At 72.8% G+C, this 15,749-nt stretch carries 13 protein-coding genes and 1 pseudogene; 8 read left to right on the forward strand and 6 right to left on the reverse strand.

Features of this window, described 5'->3' with window-relative positions; all coding sequences use genetic code 11:
• Window positions 1–22: 22 nt before the first annotated feature.
• Window positions 23–559 carry an AAA family ATPase gene (locus tag AB0367_RS14870; RefSeq protein ID WP_366226832.1) on the forward strand — a complete coding sequence of 179 codons (537 nt, stop codon included), beginning with the start codon at window positions 23–25 and terminating at the stop codon, window positions 557–559.
• Window positions 560–719: 160 nt separating this feature from the next.
• Here the strand turns inward: AB0367_RS14870 and AB0367_RS14875 are convergent, their stop codons facing one another.
• Complete coding sequence (locus AB0367_RS14875; protein WP_366226833.1) at window positions 720–2,099, reverse strand: cytochrome P450; 1,380 nt, start codon at window positions 2,097–2,099, stop codon at window positions 720–722.
• A gap of 246 nt (window positions 2,100–2,345) precedes the next feature.
• Here AB0367_RS14875 and AB0367_RS14880 point away from each other — a divergent pair, with 246 nt between their 5' ends.
• Window positions 2,346–3,383, forward strand: coding sequence for an adenosine deaminase (locus AB0367_RS14880; RefSeq protein ID WP_366226834.1), 1,038 nt, complete (start codon window positions 2,346–2,348; stop codon window positions 3,381–3,383).
• 158 nt (window positions 3,384–3,541) lie between these two features.
• On the forward strand, window positions 3,542–4,408 hold the full coding sequence (locus tag AB0367_RS14885; RefSeq protein WP_366226835.1) for a metal ABC transporter substrate-binding protein: 867 nt from the start codon (window positions 3,542–3,544) through the stop codon (window positions 4,406–4,408).
• A gap of 29 nt (window positions 4,409–4,437) precedes the next feature.
• Here AB0367_RS14885 and AB0367_RS14890 read toward each other — a convergent pair whose 3' ends face one another.
• Window positions 4,438–6,099 carry a substrate-binding domain-containing protein gene (locus AB0367_RS14890; protein ID WP_366226836.1) on the reverse strand — a complete coding sequence of 554 codons (1,662 nt, stop codon included), beginning with the start codon at window positions 6,097–6,099 and terminating at the stop codon, window positions 4,438–4,440.
• Window positions 6,100–6,345: 246 nt separating this feature from the next.
• Here AB0367_RS14890 and AB0367_RS14895 point away from each other — a divergent pair, with 246 nt between their 5' ends.
• The 5 genes from AB0367_RS14895 to malQ all read left to right on the forward strand — a co-directional run bounded on the left by AB0367_RS14895 (window position 6,346) and on the right by malQ (window position 12,667).
• Complete coding sequence (locus tag AB0367_RS14895) at window positions 6,346–7,413, forward strand: hypothetical protein (RefSeq protein WP_366226837.1); 1,068 nt, start codon at window positions 6,346–6,348, stop codon at window positions 7,411–7,413.
• The gene (locus tag AB0367_RS14900) at window positions 7,410–9,053 is read left to right on the forward strand and encodes a VWA domain-containing protein (RefSeq protein WP_366226838.1); all 1,644 of its coding nucleotides are present in this window, start codon (window positions 7,410–7,412) and stop codon (window positions 9,051–9,053) included. The genes AB0367_RS14895 and AB0367_RS14900 overlap by 4 nt, the downstream gene beginning before the upstream one ends.
• A gap of 68 nt (window positions 9,054–9,121) precedes the next feature.
• The gene (gene ppk2, locus AB0367_RS14905; RefSeq protein ID WP_366226839.1) at window positions 9,122–10,021 is read left to right on the forward strand and encodes a polyphosphate kinase 2; all 900 of its coding nucleotides are present in this window, start codon (window positions 9,122–9,124) and stop codon (window positions 10,019–10,021) included.
• A 41-nt stretch (window positions 10,022–10,062) separates the two neighbouring features.
• A complete protein-coding gene (locus AB0367_RS14910) occupies window positions 10,063–10,920 on the forward strand; it encodes an MEDS domain-containing protein (RefSeq protein ID WP_366226840.1) in 858 nt (285 codons plus the stop codon).
• 7 nt (window positions 10,921–10,927) lie between these two features.
• Window positions 10,928–12,667 (forward strand): 4-alpha-glucanotransferase, encoded by a 1,740-nt coding sequence (malQ, locus tag AB0367_RS14915; RefSeq protein ID WP_366226841.1) that lies wholly within the window; start codon window positions 10,928–10,930, stop codon window positions 12,665–12,667.
• 19 nt (window positions 12,668–12,686) lie between these two features.
• Here the strand turns inward: malQ and AB0367_RS14920 are convergent, their stop codons facing one another.
• The 4 genes and pseudogenes from AB0367_RS14920 to treZ form a co-directional block, all read right to left on the reverse strand.
• Window positions 12,687–13,100: a VOC family protein gene (locus tag AB0367_RS14920; RefSeq protein WP_366227116.1), complete on the reverse strand. Its 414-nt coding sequence runs from the start codon at window positions 13,098–13,100 to the stop codon at window positions 12,687–12,689.
• Window positions 13,101–13,139: 39 nt separating this feature from the next.
• Window positions 13,140–13,667 (reverse strand): annotated as a pseudogene (locus AB0367_RS14925) (SRPBCC family protein); the annotation flags it as partial.
• Window positions 13,585–13,950: a metalloregulator ArsR/SmtB family transcription factor gene (locus AB0367_RS14930; protein ID WP_366226842.1), complete on the reverse strand. Its 366-nt coding sequence runs from the start codon at window positions 13,948–13,950 to the stop codon at window positions 13,585–13,587. The pseudogene AB0367_RS14925 and the gene AB0367_RS14930, both read right to left, overlap by 83 nt.
• Window positions 13,951–14,047: 97 nt before the next feature.
• Window positions 14,048–15,748, reverse strand: a complete 1,701-nt coding sequence (gene treZ / locus AB0367_RS14935) for a malto-oligosyltrehalose trehalohydrolase (protein ID WP_366226843.1) — start codon at window positions 15,746–15,748, stop codon at window positions 14,048–14,050.
• Window position 15,749: the final 1 nt, after the last annotated feature.

Below are 15,749 nucleotides of genomic sequence, written 5' to 3' on the forward strand. Positions count from 1 at the left end.
GATCAACGTAGCCTGTTTTCCCGTGCGCCTGATCCTGCTCAACGGACCGCCGGGATCCGGCAAGTCGACGCTCGCGCGCCGCTTCGCCGACGAGCACCCGCTCACCCTGAACCTCGACGTCGACCGGGTCCGGGACCTGCTCGGCGGCTGGCGCGACGACCGCACGGCGGCCGGAGTCCTGGCCCGGGGGATCGCCCTCGCCGCCGCGCGCACGCACCTGGCGGCCGGGCACGACGTGGTGGTACCCCAATTCCTGGGCCGCCTGCCGTTCGTGCTCGACCTGGCCGCGGTGGCCGAGGCGGCCGGCGCGCCGTTCGTCGAGGTGGCGCTCATGGACTCGCGCGACGCCGCGGTGCGCCGCTTCGCCGAGCGCACCCGCACCAGCGCCGATCCGGCGCACCGCGAGGCCGGCCGCGGCGTGAGCGCCGCCGAGGCGGGAGAGATGTACGACCGGCTGCTGACCGTGATCGCCGCCCGGCCCGGCACCCGGATCGTGCCCAGCGTCGAGGGCGACGTGGACGGCACCTACCGGGCGCTGCTGGCCACGCTCGCCCGCTAGTGCGATGTCCACCAACGTTGACCGGGGTCACCCTTGTCGATCTTGCAGTTCTGGTGCCGAGACACGCCGCGAATGCCGGGTTTGTCGGGCACCACAAGTGCAAGATCGATGCGCAGCGAACCCGGCGAACGTTGGTGGACGCCGCGCTAGATACCGGCCGTCAGTTGCGGTAGCCCTTCACACGGATCTTGAACGACGTCGCCGGGCCCGGGGTGGGAGCGGTCCTGGTCCGCAGGGTGTAGCCCGGCGACTCGAGCTCCAGGTCGAGCCGGTGGAACAGGCGGGCCATCGACAGCGCCATCTGCACGTCGGCGAAGCTCTTGCCCAGGCAGGTGTGCGGGCCGCGGCCGTAGGGCGAATACGCCCCCGGCCGCAGGTGCTCGGCACGCGGCTTGGCATAGCGGCCGATGTCGAACATCTGCGGCTCCGGGAAGTATTCCTCCATGAAGTGCGGGACGCTCGTGGCGACGTAGACCATCTCGCCCTCGCGGATGGTGTGCCCGGCGAACTCGAAGTCCCTGGCCGCGGTGCGCACCAGGGTGACCGCCACCGGGTAGAGCCGCATGGTCTCCATCAGCGCGTAGCGCACGGCGGGCAGCCTCCGCACGTCGTCGTCGCTGATCGGGCTCGCCCCGTCCTTCTTCGTGGCGCCGAACAGCTCGTCGGCCTCGGCCCGGATCCTCGCGAGCACCTCGGGGTGCTTGAGCACGGCGTAGACGAACGACGCCGTGGTGTTGGCGACGGTGTCGAGGCCGGCCACATACGGCCCGGTGAGCGTCATCGTCAGGTCCTCGGCCGGGACGACGCCGGGCCGCTCCAGGTGGGCGGCCATGATGTCCTCGACGAGGATCCGGTCCTCATCGGGCGTCCGGCCGGCGCGCGCCCTGAGATCGGCGGCCATCCTGTCGGCGAGCTCGAAGACGCGGGCCTTCGCCTTCCTGTACCGCGGGTCCTTCAGCAGGATCCTGGGCCGCTGCCGGGTGACGAGCACGTTGAGCACGTAGAGCGTGAGCAGCCGGATGTCCGGCACGTATTCGCGCGGCGCGCTGCCGGTGAGGATCTCGCCGAGTTGCTCGGTGACGAGGTACTGCATGTTCTGCACGACGGGCACGGTGGTGCCGGCCTTCCAGTCGCGCTCCAGCACCCGGTCGGTGATCTCGATGAGCTCGGGCACCCGGCCCTTGATGGCGTCGCGGGAGTAGCCGCGCCGCATGAGCTCGCGCAGCTCCCGGTGGCTCTCGCCGTCCTCGCCGGTCAGCGTGCGGGTGCCACCGTACTCATCGACCATGCCCTGCCAGAACTCCTTGGAGCGCAGGCAGTCGCGACCCTCGCGGGAGCCCATGAAGTTGGCCGCGTCAGGTCCGGCGATGACCGTGTAGGTCTGGTTGAGCAGCCGCATCCGGAAGACCGGGCCGTGCTCGCGATAGGCGCGCACCAGGAAGGCCGCGGGGTCCTTGCCCATCTCCAGGGCGCTGCCGAACACCGGGATGCCGCGCACCACCGGGATCTGCCTGGCCGGCGCCTCCTGCGTGACTGTCACAGAGTGTCCCCTCCACGCGTGAGCATCGATGTGCCGCGGGGGATCGTATCGAACACGATCGTCTTTCGGGGTCCCGCAGGTTACCGGCCGATGACAATCCGCGACGGGACCCTACGGCGGGGCCGTCCCCGGGGCTTTGTTACGGTGCGGGACGCGGGCCGAGAGGCGCTGCGACGGATTCTCATCCGCCACGCTCGGGCCGCCCACGGGAAGAAGGGCGCCTCCGACCTCGCGGAGGACCAACCGATGCGCACCGACACCGGTGATCTCGCCGACTTCGTGGCCGGCCTGCCGAAGGTCGAACTGCACGTGCACCACGTGGGCTCGGCCACGCCGCAGACGGTGGCCCGCCTCGCCGAACGGCACGCCGGCGCGACGCCGGTCCCGGCCGACCCGCAGCTGCTGGCCGAATACTTCACGTTCACCGATTTCGCGCACTTCATCGAGGTGTACCTGTCGGTCGTCGACCTGATCCGCGACGCCGAGGACGTGGCTACGCTGACGTACGACATCGGCGCCGGCCTCGCCGCCCAGTCGGTCCGCTACGCCGAGCTGACCCTCACCCCGTATTCGTCGATCGCCCGCGGCATCCCCGCCGAGGCGTACTGCGAGGCGGTCGAGGACGCCCGTGCCCGCGTCGCCCGCGACCACGGCACCGAGCTGCGCTGGTGCTTCGACATCCCGGGCGAGGCCGGCGTGCCGTCCGCGGACGTGACCCTGCGCACGGCGCTGGAGCAACGCCCCGACGGCCTGGTCAGCTTCGGTCTCGGCGGCCCGGAGGCGGGCGTGCCGCGGGAGTGGTTCGCACCGCACTTCGCCGCGGCGCGCGCCGCCGGCCTGCGCAGCGCCCCGCACGCGGGCGAGTCGACGGGCCCGGAGACGATCTGGGACGCGCTGCGCCACCTCGGCGCGGAGCGCATCGGTCACGGCATCGCCGCTGCGCGCGACCCGGAGCTGATGGCGCACCTGCGCGAGCGCGACATCGCGCTCGAGGTGTGCCCGACCTCCAACGTGTGCACCCGCTCCGTGCCGTCCCTCACCGAGCACCCGCTGCCCGCGCTGGTCGCCGCCGGCGTGCCGGTGACGATCAACTCCGACGACCCGCCGATGTTCTCGACCACGCTGAACCAGGAGTACGTCCTGGCGGCGCGGCTGCTGGGCCTGGACCGTGCCGGGGTCGCGGAGCTGGCCCGCCAGGGGGTGCGCTACGCGTTCCTTGACGACGCCCGCAAGTCGGCGATCCTGGCCGAGATCGACGCCTACCTCGCCGCCGCCATCGGGTAGGCCCGCATGCCGGTGATGGCATATACCCGGTCAGGCCGTCGTCCAGCAGGATCCACCTAGCCTCCTAGGACGCGTAACGCGCGGTGCGCAGCCGCGCGGCTCCCGCCGGAGAGATGCGTTTTTGACAATGATTGTCATCACCGGGGAGACTTGCGGCCGTGCGTGGGAGAGTGGCGGTCCTGCTGGTGGCCGGGATGCTGGCCATGACCGGGATGCTGGCCGGGTGCGCCGGGCCCGCGAAGCCCGCCGACGGGCGGATCCGGGTCGTCGCCGCGTTCTATCCGCTGCAGTTCATCAGCGAGCAGGTCGGCGGGGACCGCGTCGCCGTCGAGAATCTCACCCGGGCCGGGGCCGAGCCGCACGACCTCGAGCTGCGGCCCAGCCAGCTGGCCGGGCTCGAGGACGCCGGCCTGGTGGTGTACCTGCGCGGGTTCCAGCCGGCCGTGGACGAGGCGATCGACCTGCAGCGGCACGACAAGACGTTCGACGTGGCGGGGGTGGAGCCGCTGCGCGACGCCGATCCGCACGTGTGGCTCGACCCGCTGCGCCTCGCGGCGATCGCGGACCGGCTCGCCGGGCGGCTCGCGGCGCTCGACCCCGCCGACGCCGACGCGATCCGGGCGCGGGCCGCGACGCTGGGCGAGCGGCTGCGGGAGCTCGACGCCGAGTTCTCGCGGGGCCTAGCCCACTGCGCGCGGCGCGACGTCGTCACGAGCCACGGCGCGTTCGGCTACCTGACCGCGCGGTACGACCTGGTCCAGGTGCCGGTGACCGGCCTCAACCCGGACGAGGAGCCTGGGCCGCAGCGCGTGCGGGACGTGGCGCGGCTGGCCCGCGAGCGCGGCGTCACCACGATCTTCTTCGAGTCGCTGGTCAGCCCCAAGCTGTCGGAGACGATCGCGAAGGAGATCGGCGCGAAGGCCGCGGTGCTCGACCCGCTGGAGGGCGCGGAGGACGGGGAGACCTACTTCACGGTGATGCGCGCCAACCTCGAAGCGCTCCGGGACGCGCTCGGCTGTCGTTAGTCCCGGGCCCTCGCGACCGTCCCACCCGCCTATTCGTGCAGACCGCCGGCGACGACGTGGAGGAACGCGGCCTGCACGTCGTCGGCGCTGAGCGCGTCGTCGACGTACGCGCCCAGTGGCTGCTGCAGCGCCGCCTTGAGCCGTTGTGCGGCGTCCTTCTTGCCCAGCACCATGACGCTGAGCGTGACCGGTCGCTTCGGGTCCTCGAGCGCGGAGAGCTTGCGCACCATCTCCTCGACGGCGTGGGCGTTGGCGCTGTCCTTGTCCGCGTCGTCGGTGAGGACGAAGACCTGGTTGAACATGTCGTCGTGCCAGTCGTCGCGGACGGACTGGTAGCCGGCGACGATCGTGTCGAGCAGCCCCGGTCCGGCCTTGTGCGTGTTGAGTGAGCTGACCGAGCGGGTGAACGCGGCGCGGGAGGTGTCGTCGAGCCGGTCGGTCGGCAGCAGCTTGCGATAGCCGGACGGGCCGGGGCTGATCTCCCACAGGCCCAGCCGGGAGCCGACCGGCATCAGGTCGCCCACGACCCGGCAGCCGGCCTTGAGCACGTCGATCGGCTGCTGCCGCGCCCCGGCCGGTGGGCTGGACGAGCCCGGCGCGCCGGCGATGTCGACGATGATGAGCAGGTTGCCGCGCCGGTCCTCGGGGTCCCAGGTGGCGAAGACGTGCTGCACGTGGTGGGGCGCGAGCACGCCGAACGGCTCGGCGATGGGCTCGGGCAGCGCGGAGGCGCCGTCGAACGGGGGCCGGGCCTGGCCGGGGCCGCGCAGGCCGGCCGCGTCGACGGCCCGGCGGGCCTCCGTGGTGGAGAACGCGGCGAGGAGCCGCTTCAGGGCCGCGGCACGCTTCGGGTCGCGGGCCGCGGCGGCGGAGGGCAGCCAGGTGTACCGCATGATCGCGGTGTGGTCCGCGCCGGTCAGGTAGGCGCGGCCCGGTGTGGCCAGGTTTATGGTCGGCAGCAGCGCGTACTCGGGCACGAGGCCGACCTCGCCGGCCTCGTTCGGGGTGGCGGCCAGGTCGTGGTTGACGGTGCGGGTCACCGCCAGGGCGGTGTTGAGCACCAGCGATGAGGCGTCCATGCCCCTGTCGAGCCAGACCGCCTCGCCGACGGCGCCGGCGGCGATCAGGCCGTCGCCGGACAGCGCCGGGTCGCGCACCACCATGCGTACGCCCGAAGTTTTGGTGTCGAGCAGGTTGGCCAGGGCGAGCCAGCCGTTGCCGGCCGTCTTGATCTTCTCGGCGGTGGCCCGGTCGGTGACCATGACGATCGGGCTGGTCGCGAGGGTCTGCCCGGCGGAGGTCTCGCGCTGCTCGGCGGTCTCGTTGCCGGCCGGCACGAGGAACCCGGGCGGGGCCAGCGCGGCCCAGGCGGCGTCGTCGGGGATCCAGACGTCGGCGGCGGCCTGGCTGAGCTGCCCGGCGGCGGGGCGGCCGTCGGCGCTGGTGGTGTCGATCAAAATGCAGTCCTCGCCGGCGCGCAGCGTGCGGCCGGCGGCGGAGACGACGTTGGCGAACGACGACGCGGTGATGACGTGCAGGGTGGTCGGGCAGTCCGCGCCGTCCTCGACGCCGCCGTCGCGGTCGTTCAGCACATACCAACCGGCGCCGGCCACGAGACCGGCGGCGAGGAGGAGCACCAGCCCGCGCAGCGGCGCGCCGAGCGTGCGTGTGCCCGCCTGATGCTTGCCCATGGCTGCAACCGTCCGAGGTCGGAGGGGTGGAGAGGCGTGACCGCGGGCCATTATTACATCGAGCGTGCGGATTCTGGGTGCCGTCCACCGGTCGGCGGGGACGACCGGCCGGTCAGACGGCACGTTCCGCGTGGATCCGGCACACCCGTGGCGCCGGTGGCGCGATCGTCCATAGTGGACATGGTTAACGGCCGGCGAACAGGATGTTGACTGCCGGGAGTTGTGGCCGGGGTGCAGAATTTGGGTGTGAAACGGACCGGTCCACTGATCGTCCTGGTGCTCGTCCTGGTCGTCGCCGGCGCGGTCGTCGGCCATCTGCTGGGCCGCTCCGCGGGCTTCGGCCCGGGAAAGGGCCCGGGAAAGCTCCGGCAGGTCAGCGCGATCGTCGGCTCCGAGAAGGCGCGGTTCTTCGCCGACCCCGAGGTGCACCAGGTCCTCGCCCGGCACGGCTGGTCGGTGCGCGCCGACGCGGCCGGCTCCCGCCAGATGCCGACCCGGACGGCCGACTACGACTTCGCGTTCCCCGCCAGCAAGGCCGCCGCCGACGAGATCCGCCAGCACGGCAACCCGGCCGGGGACGACGTCGTCGTGTTCTCCTCGCCGCTCGCGGTCGCCAGCTTCGTGCCGATCGTCGACCTGCTCCAGACGGCGCACCTGGCCGCTCGCGACGCCGGTGGCGTGTGGCGGCTGGACCTCAAGGCCCTCGCCGACGCCAACCGTCGCAACCTCAAGTGGACCGACATCCAGGGCAACACCGCCCACCGCGTCGCGCGCAACGTGCTGGTCGCCACCACCCGGCCCGCGGACTCCAACTCCGCGGCGATGTACGCCGTGCTGCTCGACCGGGCCACCGGGGGCGACCTGACCGCCGTGACCAAGCTCTTCACCGACCAGGGCGCGGTCGACTCCACCAGCGAGGAGCCGTTCGAGAGCTACCTGCGTAGCGGCCGCGACTACGCGCCGATGGTGCTCGTCTACGAGGCCCAGTTCGTCGACCACGCCGTCAACGACGGGCTCACCGGCGGGCAGACGCTGGTGTATCCCACGCCGGCCCTCGTGTGCGAGCACACGATCGTGCCGCTGACCCAGGCCGGCGTCGAGATCGCGAAGCTGCTGGCCACCGACCACGACCTGCAGCGCCTCGCCGCCAAGCACGGTTTCCGCACCGCCGACGCCACGCTCACCGCGCCGGTCTTCGGCAAGGTCCGCCCCGGCGACGCGCCGCTGCCGGACTCGATCGACGGCGCCGTGCCCGACCCCGACTACAAGGCCCAGCACACCCTGCTGGCGAAGCTCGAGGAGAGAATGTCGTGAGGAAGTCCGGCCTGCTGTTCGTCGTCGCGGCGGCGCTCGTGCTCGGCGCGTGCACCAGCGGGACCAAGGGCGACCCGGCGAAGCCGGCCGAGAGCGAGGGGCCGCTGCTGAAGGGCTCCGGCACGCTGCGCGTGCTCGCCTCCAGCGAACTGGCCGACCTGCAGCCCATCCTCGCCGACGCGAAGCAGGCCACCGGCGTCGACGTGCGGCTGCAGGCCACCGGCACCCTCGACGGCGTCGAGAACGTCGTGTCCGGCAACGCGGCCAAGCAGTACGACGCCATCTGGTTCGCCAGCAACCGCTACCTGCAGCTGCATCCCGGCGCCGGCGACAAGATCGGCACCGCGACCAAGGTCGCCACCTCCCCGGTCGTGCTCGGCCTGCGCCAGTCGGTCGCGGCGAAGCTCGGCTGGACCGAGCACCGCCCCACCTGGAGCGAGATCGCGGTCGCCGCCGGCGAGCACAAGTTCAGCTACGGCATGACCAACCCGGCCAGCTCCAACTCCGGCTTCTCCGCGCTGGTCGGCGTCGCCGCGGCGATGGCCGGCACCGGCGCCGCGCTCACCGCCGAGCAGATCACGCCGCTCACCCCGCGGCTGCGGGCCTTCTTCGCCGGGCAGGACCTCACCGCCGGCTCGTCCGGCTGGCTCGCCGACGCGTTGGTCAAGCAGGCCGCGCAGCAGCCCGGCCACGGCGTCGACGGGCTGGTCAACTACGAGTCGGTGATCCTGTCGCTCAACGCCTCGGGCAGGCTGAGCGAGCCGATGACCGTCGTGTACCCCGCCGACGGCGTCGTCACGGCCGACTACCCGCTGACCCTGCTGGCCGGGGTGTCCGGGGTAGCTGAGCAGACGAAGACGAACTACGCCGCCGTCACCGGCTACCTGCGCCGGCCGAGCGTGCAGCGGCAGATCATGGCGAAGACGTGGCGGCGGCCGGCGCTGCCGAACCTGGCCCTCGCCCCCGAGTTCGGGCCGAAGGGCGGCCCGCTGCCGGAGCTGCCCTTCCCGGGCCGGCTCGAGGCGGCCAACGCCCTCATCGGCGCGTTCGGCGACGACCTGCGCAAGCCCGCACGCACCATCTACGTGCTCGACCTGTCCGGCTCGATGAAGGGCGAGCGGATCCAGGGCCTCAAGAACGCGCTCATCGGCCTCACCGGCGCGGACACCAGCCTGTCCGGGCAGTTCAGCCGGTTCAACGGCCGCGAGCAGGTGATCATGGTGCCCTTCAGCACCAAGCCCGGGCAGGTCCGCCGCTTCGACGTGCCCGAGGGCGACGTCCAGCCCACGCTCGAGCAGATCCGCTCCTACGCCGGCGGCCTGGCCGCGAACGGTGACACCGCGATCTACGACGCCCTGTTCGTCGCCTACGACCAGACGGCGGCCCTGGCCAAGGAGGACCCCGACCGGTCCACCTCGATCGTGCTGCTCACCGACGGCGAACTGACCGCCGGGGCGAACGTCGAGGCATTCCAGGCGCGGCTACCGCAGCTGCCGAGGGTGCCGGTGTTCACGATCCTGTTCGGCGAGGGCAACGTCGCGCAGATGCAGAGGGTTGCCGACCTCACGGGCGGCAAGTCGTTCGACGCGCGCACCGGCTCGCTGCCGGCGGCGTTCAAGGAGATCCGCGGGTACCAGTGACGAGTGGTAAGGCAGTGTTCAAGCCCCGGCAGTGGTGATTCGCCGGGGCTTGGGGTACGACAACACCCATGACCGAACTCTCGCTCGACGACTACCTGGTCGAGGACGACGATGACGACGACCCGGTGCTGCTGCGCAAGGACGGGCAGCCGGTCGACACGTGGCGGGAGGACTATCCCTACGACGAGCGGATGACCCGCGCCGAGTACGACCGCACCAAGCGCCTGCTGCAGATCGAGCTGCTCAAGCTGCAGAACACGATCAAGGCGCGCGGTGAGCGGCTCGTGGTGCTGTTCGAGGGGCGCGACGCGGCCGGCAAGGGCGGCACGATCAAGCGGTTCATGGAACACCTCAACCCGCGCGGCGCCCGGGTCGTGGCGCTGGAGAAGCCCAGCGAGCGCGAGCTGACGCAGTGGTACTTCCAGCGCTACGTCCAGCACCTGCCGGCGGCCGGCGAGATCGTCCTGTTCGACCGGTCCTGGTACAACCGGGCCGGCGTGGAGCGCGTGATGGGCTTCTGCACCCGCGCCGAGTATCTCGAGTTCATGCGCCAGGCCCCCGAGCTCGAGCGGATGCTGGTCCGCTCCGGCATCCGGCTGGTCAAGTTCTGGTTCTCGGTGTCGCGCAACGAGCAGCGCACCCGGTTCCTCATCCGCCAGGTCGACCCGGTCCGGCAGTGGAAGCTGTCCCCGATGGACCTCGCCTCGCTGGACAAGTGGGACGAGTACACCGAGGCCAAGGAGGCGATGTTCTTCTACACCGACACGGCCGACGCGCCGTGGACCGTGGTCAAGAGCAACGACAAGAAGCGCGGCCGGCTCGAGGCGATGCGCCATGTGCTGAGCCGCTTCGACTACGACAACAAGGACTTCGATCTCGTCGGCACCCCGGACCCGCTCATCGTCGGCGCGGCCGGCCTTGTCGACGAATCGGCCGACGCATCGGCCGCCGAGGCGCCGAGGCTGTAGCCGCAGGCGACGGGGCGCGCCCGGGGTCGTAGGGTGGTGGGATGCCGGAGGCGGGGGCGGGGCGTGAACTCGGGACGGAGTCCGTCGGCCGGCACGTCACCCTCGCCTACTCCACCGACGAGGAGATCCGCGACCTGCTGACCGGCTTCGTGCGGCGGGGCGTCGCCGCCGGCCAGCGTGTGATGATCCTGCTGGACAGCGACGCCGCGGACCTCGGGCGGGTCGTCGCGGCCGCCGCGGCCGGCGCCGCGCCCGGCCAGTTCGCGGTCCTGCGTTTCAGTGCCGGTCAAGCGGCCGGTGCGGGCCCGTCGGTGTTCGGCGGGCCGGGCTTCGGCGTGCCGGAGACGCTGGCCATGCTGAGCGCGCTGCGAGACGAGACGTTCGCGGCCGGCTACCCCGCCGTCGCCATCGCCGGGCAGATGCTCTGGGCGCTGCGCGCCGGATTCACGCCCGCCGACCTGATGACCTACGAGACGAGGTTGAACCGCTTCTTCGGCGACCCGCGCGTCACCGGCCTGTGCCTGTACGACCGGCGCCGCTTCGCCAAGGACCTGCTCGATCGCATCGGCGCGGTCCATCCGGGGCCGCTGCTGGGGTTCACCCTGGGCGGCTGGGGCGCCCATCTGCGGCTCACCGGCCAGGTCGACGCCTCCAACGGCGACTCGCTGCCCTCGATCCTCGAGCTGGTCGCCGGTGTGGACTCCGTCGTCATGCTCGACGCCAGCGACCTGAGCTTCGTCGACGTCGCCGGGGCCCGCACCATCGTCCGGTTCGCCGCGTCGCGGCCGCACCGGCACACCGTCGTGCGCTGCCCGCGCGGCGTGCGCCAGGCCCTGTGGCTCGTCGGAGCGGAGGCGGTGCCGAGCCTGGTGCTTCGCGACCGCGTCGCCAGGGTATGAATGCCACGTGTCGTCACCTGACCCCGCACTGACCGAAGCGGCCGCCGCGCGCGGCGTGGCCACCTGGTACTCCACGGCCGGCCACCGGCGCGTGGACATCGACCCGGACGTGGTGCGGGCCGTGGTCGCCCTGCTCGAGCCCCGCGCCGCCGGCACCCCGGCCGCCGCCGCGCCGCCGGTCCCGCTGCCGGAGGCGCCGCGGACCTGGGGATGGATGATCCAGCTGTACGGCATGCGTTCCGCCGGCTCCTGGGGCGTCGGCGACTTCGCCGACCTGGCCGAGTTCGCCCGCTGGGCCGCGTCCACCGGCGCCGGGGCGGTGCTGGTCAACCCGCTGCACGCGGTCGCGCCCGTCGAGGAGATGCCGGCCTCGCCGTACTCGCCGTCCTCGCGCCGGTTCGTCAACCCGCTCTACCTGCGCGTCGCCGCCCTGCCGGAATACCTGGCCGCGCCGGACGAGCTGCGGGCCCGGGTCGACGCCCTGCGCCCCGTCACGCTCCAGGAGCCCGGTGCGCCGGACGATCTCGTCGACTACGGCGAGGCGTGGCGGGCCAAGCGCGCGGCGCTGGAGCTGCTGTTCGCCGCGGCGGAGCCGCCGATCGTGGACGTCGCGCCGGCGCTGCGGGACTTCGCGACGTACACCGCCCTGGCGCAGGTGCACGGCGCCGACTGGCGCGACTGGCCCGAGCCGCTGCGCCGGCCCGGGCCGGCGGCGTACGCGGCGGCCGACCCGCGGCGGGTCGCGTTCCACGTGTGGCTGCAGCGCCGCTGCGCCGAGCAGCTCGAGGCGGCGGGCGCCGCCGCGGCCGGGATGGCGGTCGGGATCGTGCACGACCTCGCCGTCGGCATCGACCCTGGCGGCGCCGACGCCTGGACGCTGCAGGACGTCATCGCCCGGGGTGCTCGGGTCGGCGCACCGCCGGACGCGTTCAACCAGCAGGGCCAGGACTGGGGGCTGGCGACCTGGCGGCCCGACCGGCTCGCCGCCACCGGGTACGCCGCCTACCGCGACCTGCTGCGCGGCGTCCTCGCCCACGCCGGCGGCCTGCGCGTCGACCACGTGGCCGGGCTGTGGCGGCTGTGGTGGATCCCGCCCGGCCACGGCGCCGCCAAGGGCGCCTACGTGCACTACGACGCCGAGGCGATGCTCGGCGTGCTCATCGAGGAGGCGGTGCGGGCCGGCGCCGTCGTGGTCGGCGAGGACCTCGGCACCGTCGAGCCCGTCGTCACGAGCACCCTGCGGCGGCGCAACATCCTCGGCTCGGCCGTGCTGTGGTTCACCCGCGACGACGACGGCGCGTTCGTGCCGCCCGAGCGGTGGCCCGAGAACGCGATGGCGAGCATCTCCACCCACGACCTGCCGACCGCGACCGGCTTCCTCACCGGCGAGCACGTGCTGGCCCGCGCTGAGGCCGGGGTGCTCGGCGGCGACGCGCGTGACGAGTGGGTGGCGGCCGGCAGGGAACGCGCCGCCCTGCTCGATCTCCTCGACGCCGAGGGGCTGACCGGCCCGGACAGCACCGACGAGGACATCGTGCTCGCCATGCACCGGCTACTGGCCCGCACGCCGTGCCGGATCCTGCTCGCCTCTCCGTACGACGTGCTCGGGGAGACCCGCCAGCCGAACCTGCCCGGCACCACCGGCCAGTACCCGAACTGGCGGATCCCCCTGCCCCTGCCCCTGGAGGAGCTCACCACCGACCCGCGCATGCTGCGCATCGCCGAGCTGTTCGGCTCGCGGCCTTGAGCCGGCTCCGTCAAGTCCGTCAGCCAGCGACCGTTCGGCCGAGGCCGTCGTCATCCGGGCGGCCGGGCGCGGGCGGGATCTCCTGCAGCAGCCAGGTGTTGCCGTCCGGGTCGGCGAATGGCACGAACAGGATGCCGCCGAGGTCCTGCACCTCGCCGGCGTCCACGCCGCGCGCCAGCAGCGCCGCGCGGGCCCGCCGCACGTCGTCGACGACCAGGTGCAGGCCGCGCAGCGTGCCCGGCGGCAGGTCCAGCCCTGGCAGGTCCTTGTAGAGCACGATCGAGCACGCCGAGCCGGGCGGGGTCAGCTGCGTGACCCGGGCGCCGCCGCCGGGCCGCACGTCGTGGTCGACGTTGAAGCCGAGGCGGCCGGCGTAGAACGCGAGCGCGGCGTCGACGTCCTTGACCGGCACCGGCACGAGCTCCAGCCGCATCGTGAACGCCCCGCCGACCTGCTCGGCGAGATAGGCGTCCAGGCCCGCGTAGCCGGCGTCCAGGCCCTCACGCATCCCGCTCGCCACGGCGGCGTCGCGGGCGGCGGGGGAGACGTACCGGACCCGGGTGGTGATCCTGGTGCGGCCGCCGAGGTCGGTGAACGTGACCGTGTTGCGGGTCGCCGGCCAGTCGCCGCTCCACGCCTCGGTGCTCACGAGCCGGCCGGGCGGGTCGACCTCCTCGAACGTGCCGGCGATCGTCATCTCGGCGCCGTCGGCGGCCCGGTACACGTAGCGGTACGCGCCGCCGGGGCGCAGGTCGATCTCGCAGACCGGCATCGTCCAGCCGGGCGGGCCGAGCAGCCAGTTCGGCACGTGCCGCGGGCTGGTGTGCACGTGGAACACCAGGTCCCGCGGCGCGGCCACGACCCGGGTGATGCGCACCCCGTCCTCGCCCTCCAGCTCGAACCCGGTCACGCCCAGCTCATCGCTCATCTCGTGGTTCCTCCGTCTCGTCTTGGTGCAGACCGTCCTGTACGAACTGCAGATACGCGTCCAGGCGCGCATAGCTGGAGTCCCAGAAGCGCCGGTAATCGGCGGTGAACGCGGCGACCTCGGCGAGCGGCGCCGCCTCCAGCCGGCACGGCCGCCATTGCGCCTCCCGGCCCCGCGAGATGAGCCCGGCCTGCTCCAGCACCCGCAGGTGCTTGGAGATCGCCGGCCCGCTCATCGCGAACGGCGCGGACAGTTCCTTCACCGTCGCCTCGCCCTCGGCCAGCCGGGCCAGGATGGCGCGCCGGGTGGGGTCCGCGAGCGCCGCGAACGTCATGCTCAGCCGATCGTCGGTCATGACATACCTAAGCCCATGGCATACCTAACCAAGTGGTTATCTAACCTCTTGGTTACCTAAGCACTTCACGGGGATCGCTGTCAAGAACGCCGGATCGTCACACGATCGCGGCCGACTCCCCGGGCAGCGTGAGCAGGCCCGCCTGCAGCAGCGCCGACTCATCCGTGGCGAACAGCAGGCGCTCGGCCTGCAGCGGCACCGTGCGCGGATCGGGCGTCAGGTTGGCCACCACGATCCGCTCGCCGCGGCGGATGCGCAGCACCCCGTCGTCGTGGGCGACGTGCACCCGGGAGAGCCGCGGGTCGCTCAGGCCGGGCAGCCGCTTGCGCAGCGCGATCAGCCGCCGGTAGAGCGCCAGCATGTCGGTGTCCATCGCCGCCCAGTCCAGGTGCGAGCGGACGTACGTCTGCGGGTCCTGCGGGTCGGGCACGTCCCCCGGCGGCCAGCCGTGCGCGGCGAACTCCTCCCGCCGGCCCCGGCCGACCGCCGCCGCGAGCGCCGGCTCCGGGTGGCTGGTGAAGAACTGCCACGGGGTGCGGGCCGCGAACTCCTCACCCATGAACAGCATCGGCGTGAACGGTGAGGTCAGCAGCAGCGTCGCGCCGACGCGCAACAGGCCCGGCGACAGCGTGGCGGTGAGCCGGTCCCCGATGGCCCGGTTGCCGACCTGGTCGTGGTTCTGCAGGCACACCACGAACCGGTGGCCGGGGATGCGCTCCCGGTCGACCGGCCGGCCGTGTACCCGGCGGCGGAACGACGACCACGTGCCGGCGTGGAAGAACGCCGACTCCCACACGGTCTTGAAGCACTCCGGGGACCCGAAGTCGCCGTAGTACCCCTGCCGCTCGCCGGTCAGCATCGCGTGCAGCGCGTGGTGGACGTCGTCGTTCCACTGGGCGTCCAGCCCGTAGCCGCCGCCCTCCCGCGCGGTGATCAGCCTGGCGTCGTTGAGGTCGGATTCGGCGATCAGCGACAGCGGCCGGCCCAGCGCGCATGCCAGCGCGCCGACCTCGACCGCGAGTTCCTCCAGCAGGTGCGTCGCGCCCCGATCGACGAGCGCGTGCACGGCGTCGAGGCGCAGCCCGTCGGCGTGGTAGTCGCGCAGCCACTGCAGCGCGCTGTCGACGATGAACCGGCGCACCTCGCCGGAGTCGGCCTCGTCGAGGTTGGGGGAGCGGCCCCACGTGTTCGCGCCCGCCGACAGGTACGGGCCGAACGCCGGCGCGTACGCCCCGGAGGGGCCGAAGTGGTTGTAGACGGCGTCGATGATCACCCCGAGGCCGGCTCGGTGCGCGGCGTCGACGAAGCGCTTCAGGCCGTCGGGGCCGCCGTAGCTCTCCTGCACGGCGTGCCAGCCCACACCGTCGTAGCCCCAGTTGTGCTCGCCGTTGAAGGTGTTCACCGGCAGCAGCTCGACCAGGTCGACGCCGAGATCCTTGAGGTACGGCAGCCGCTCGATCGCCCCATCGAACGTCCCGGCCGGGGTGAACGTGCCGACGTGCAACTCGTAGATCACGCTGCCGGGCAACTGCCGGCCGGTCCAGGCCGCGTCGCCCCACGCGTAGCGGTCGTGCTCGTAGACGCGGCTGCGCCCGTGCACCCCGTCCGGCTGTCGGCGCGAGCGCGGGTCGGGCAGCACCCGCTCGTCGTCGTCGAGGGCGAAGCCGTAGTCGGTGCCGTGGCCCGCGGCGGCGTGCTCGGCGACCCACCACTGGCCCTCGGCCGTCATGGGGATGGCCTCGCCGCCGCTGTGCAGCACGACCCGGCGCGCGGACGGCGCCCAGACCCGGAACTCCATG

Origin of the sequence: Dactylosporangium sp. NPDC051484, assembly GCF_040689395.1 — a bacterium.
GTDB lineage: Bacteria > Actinomycetota > Actinomycetes > Mycobacteriales > Micromonosporaceae > Dactylosporangium.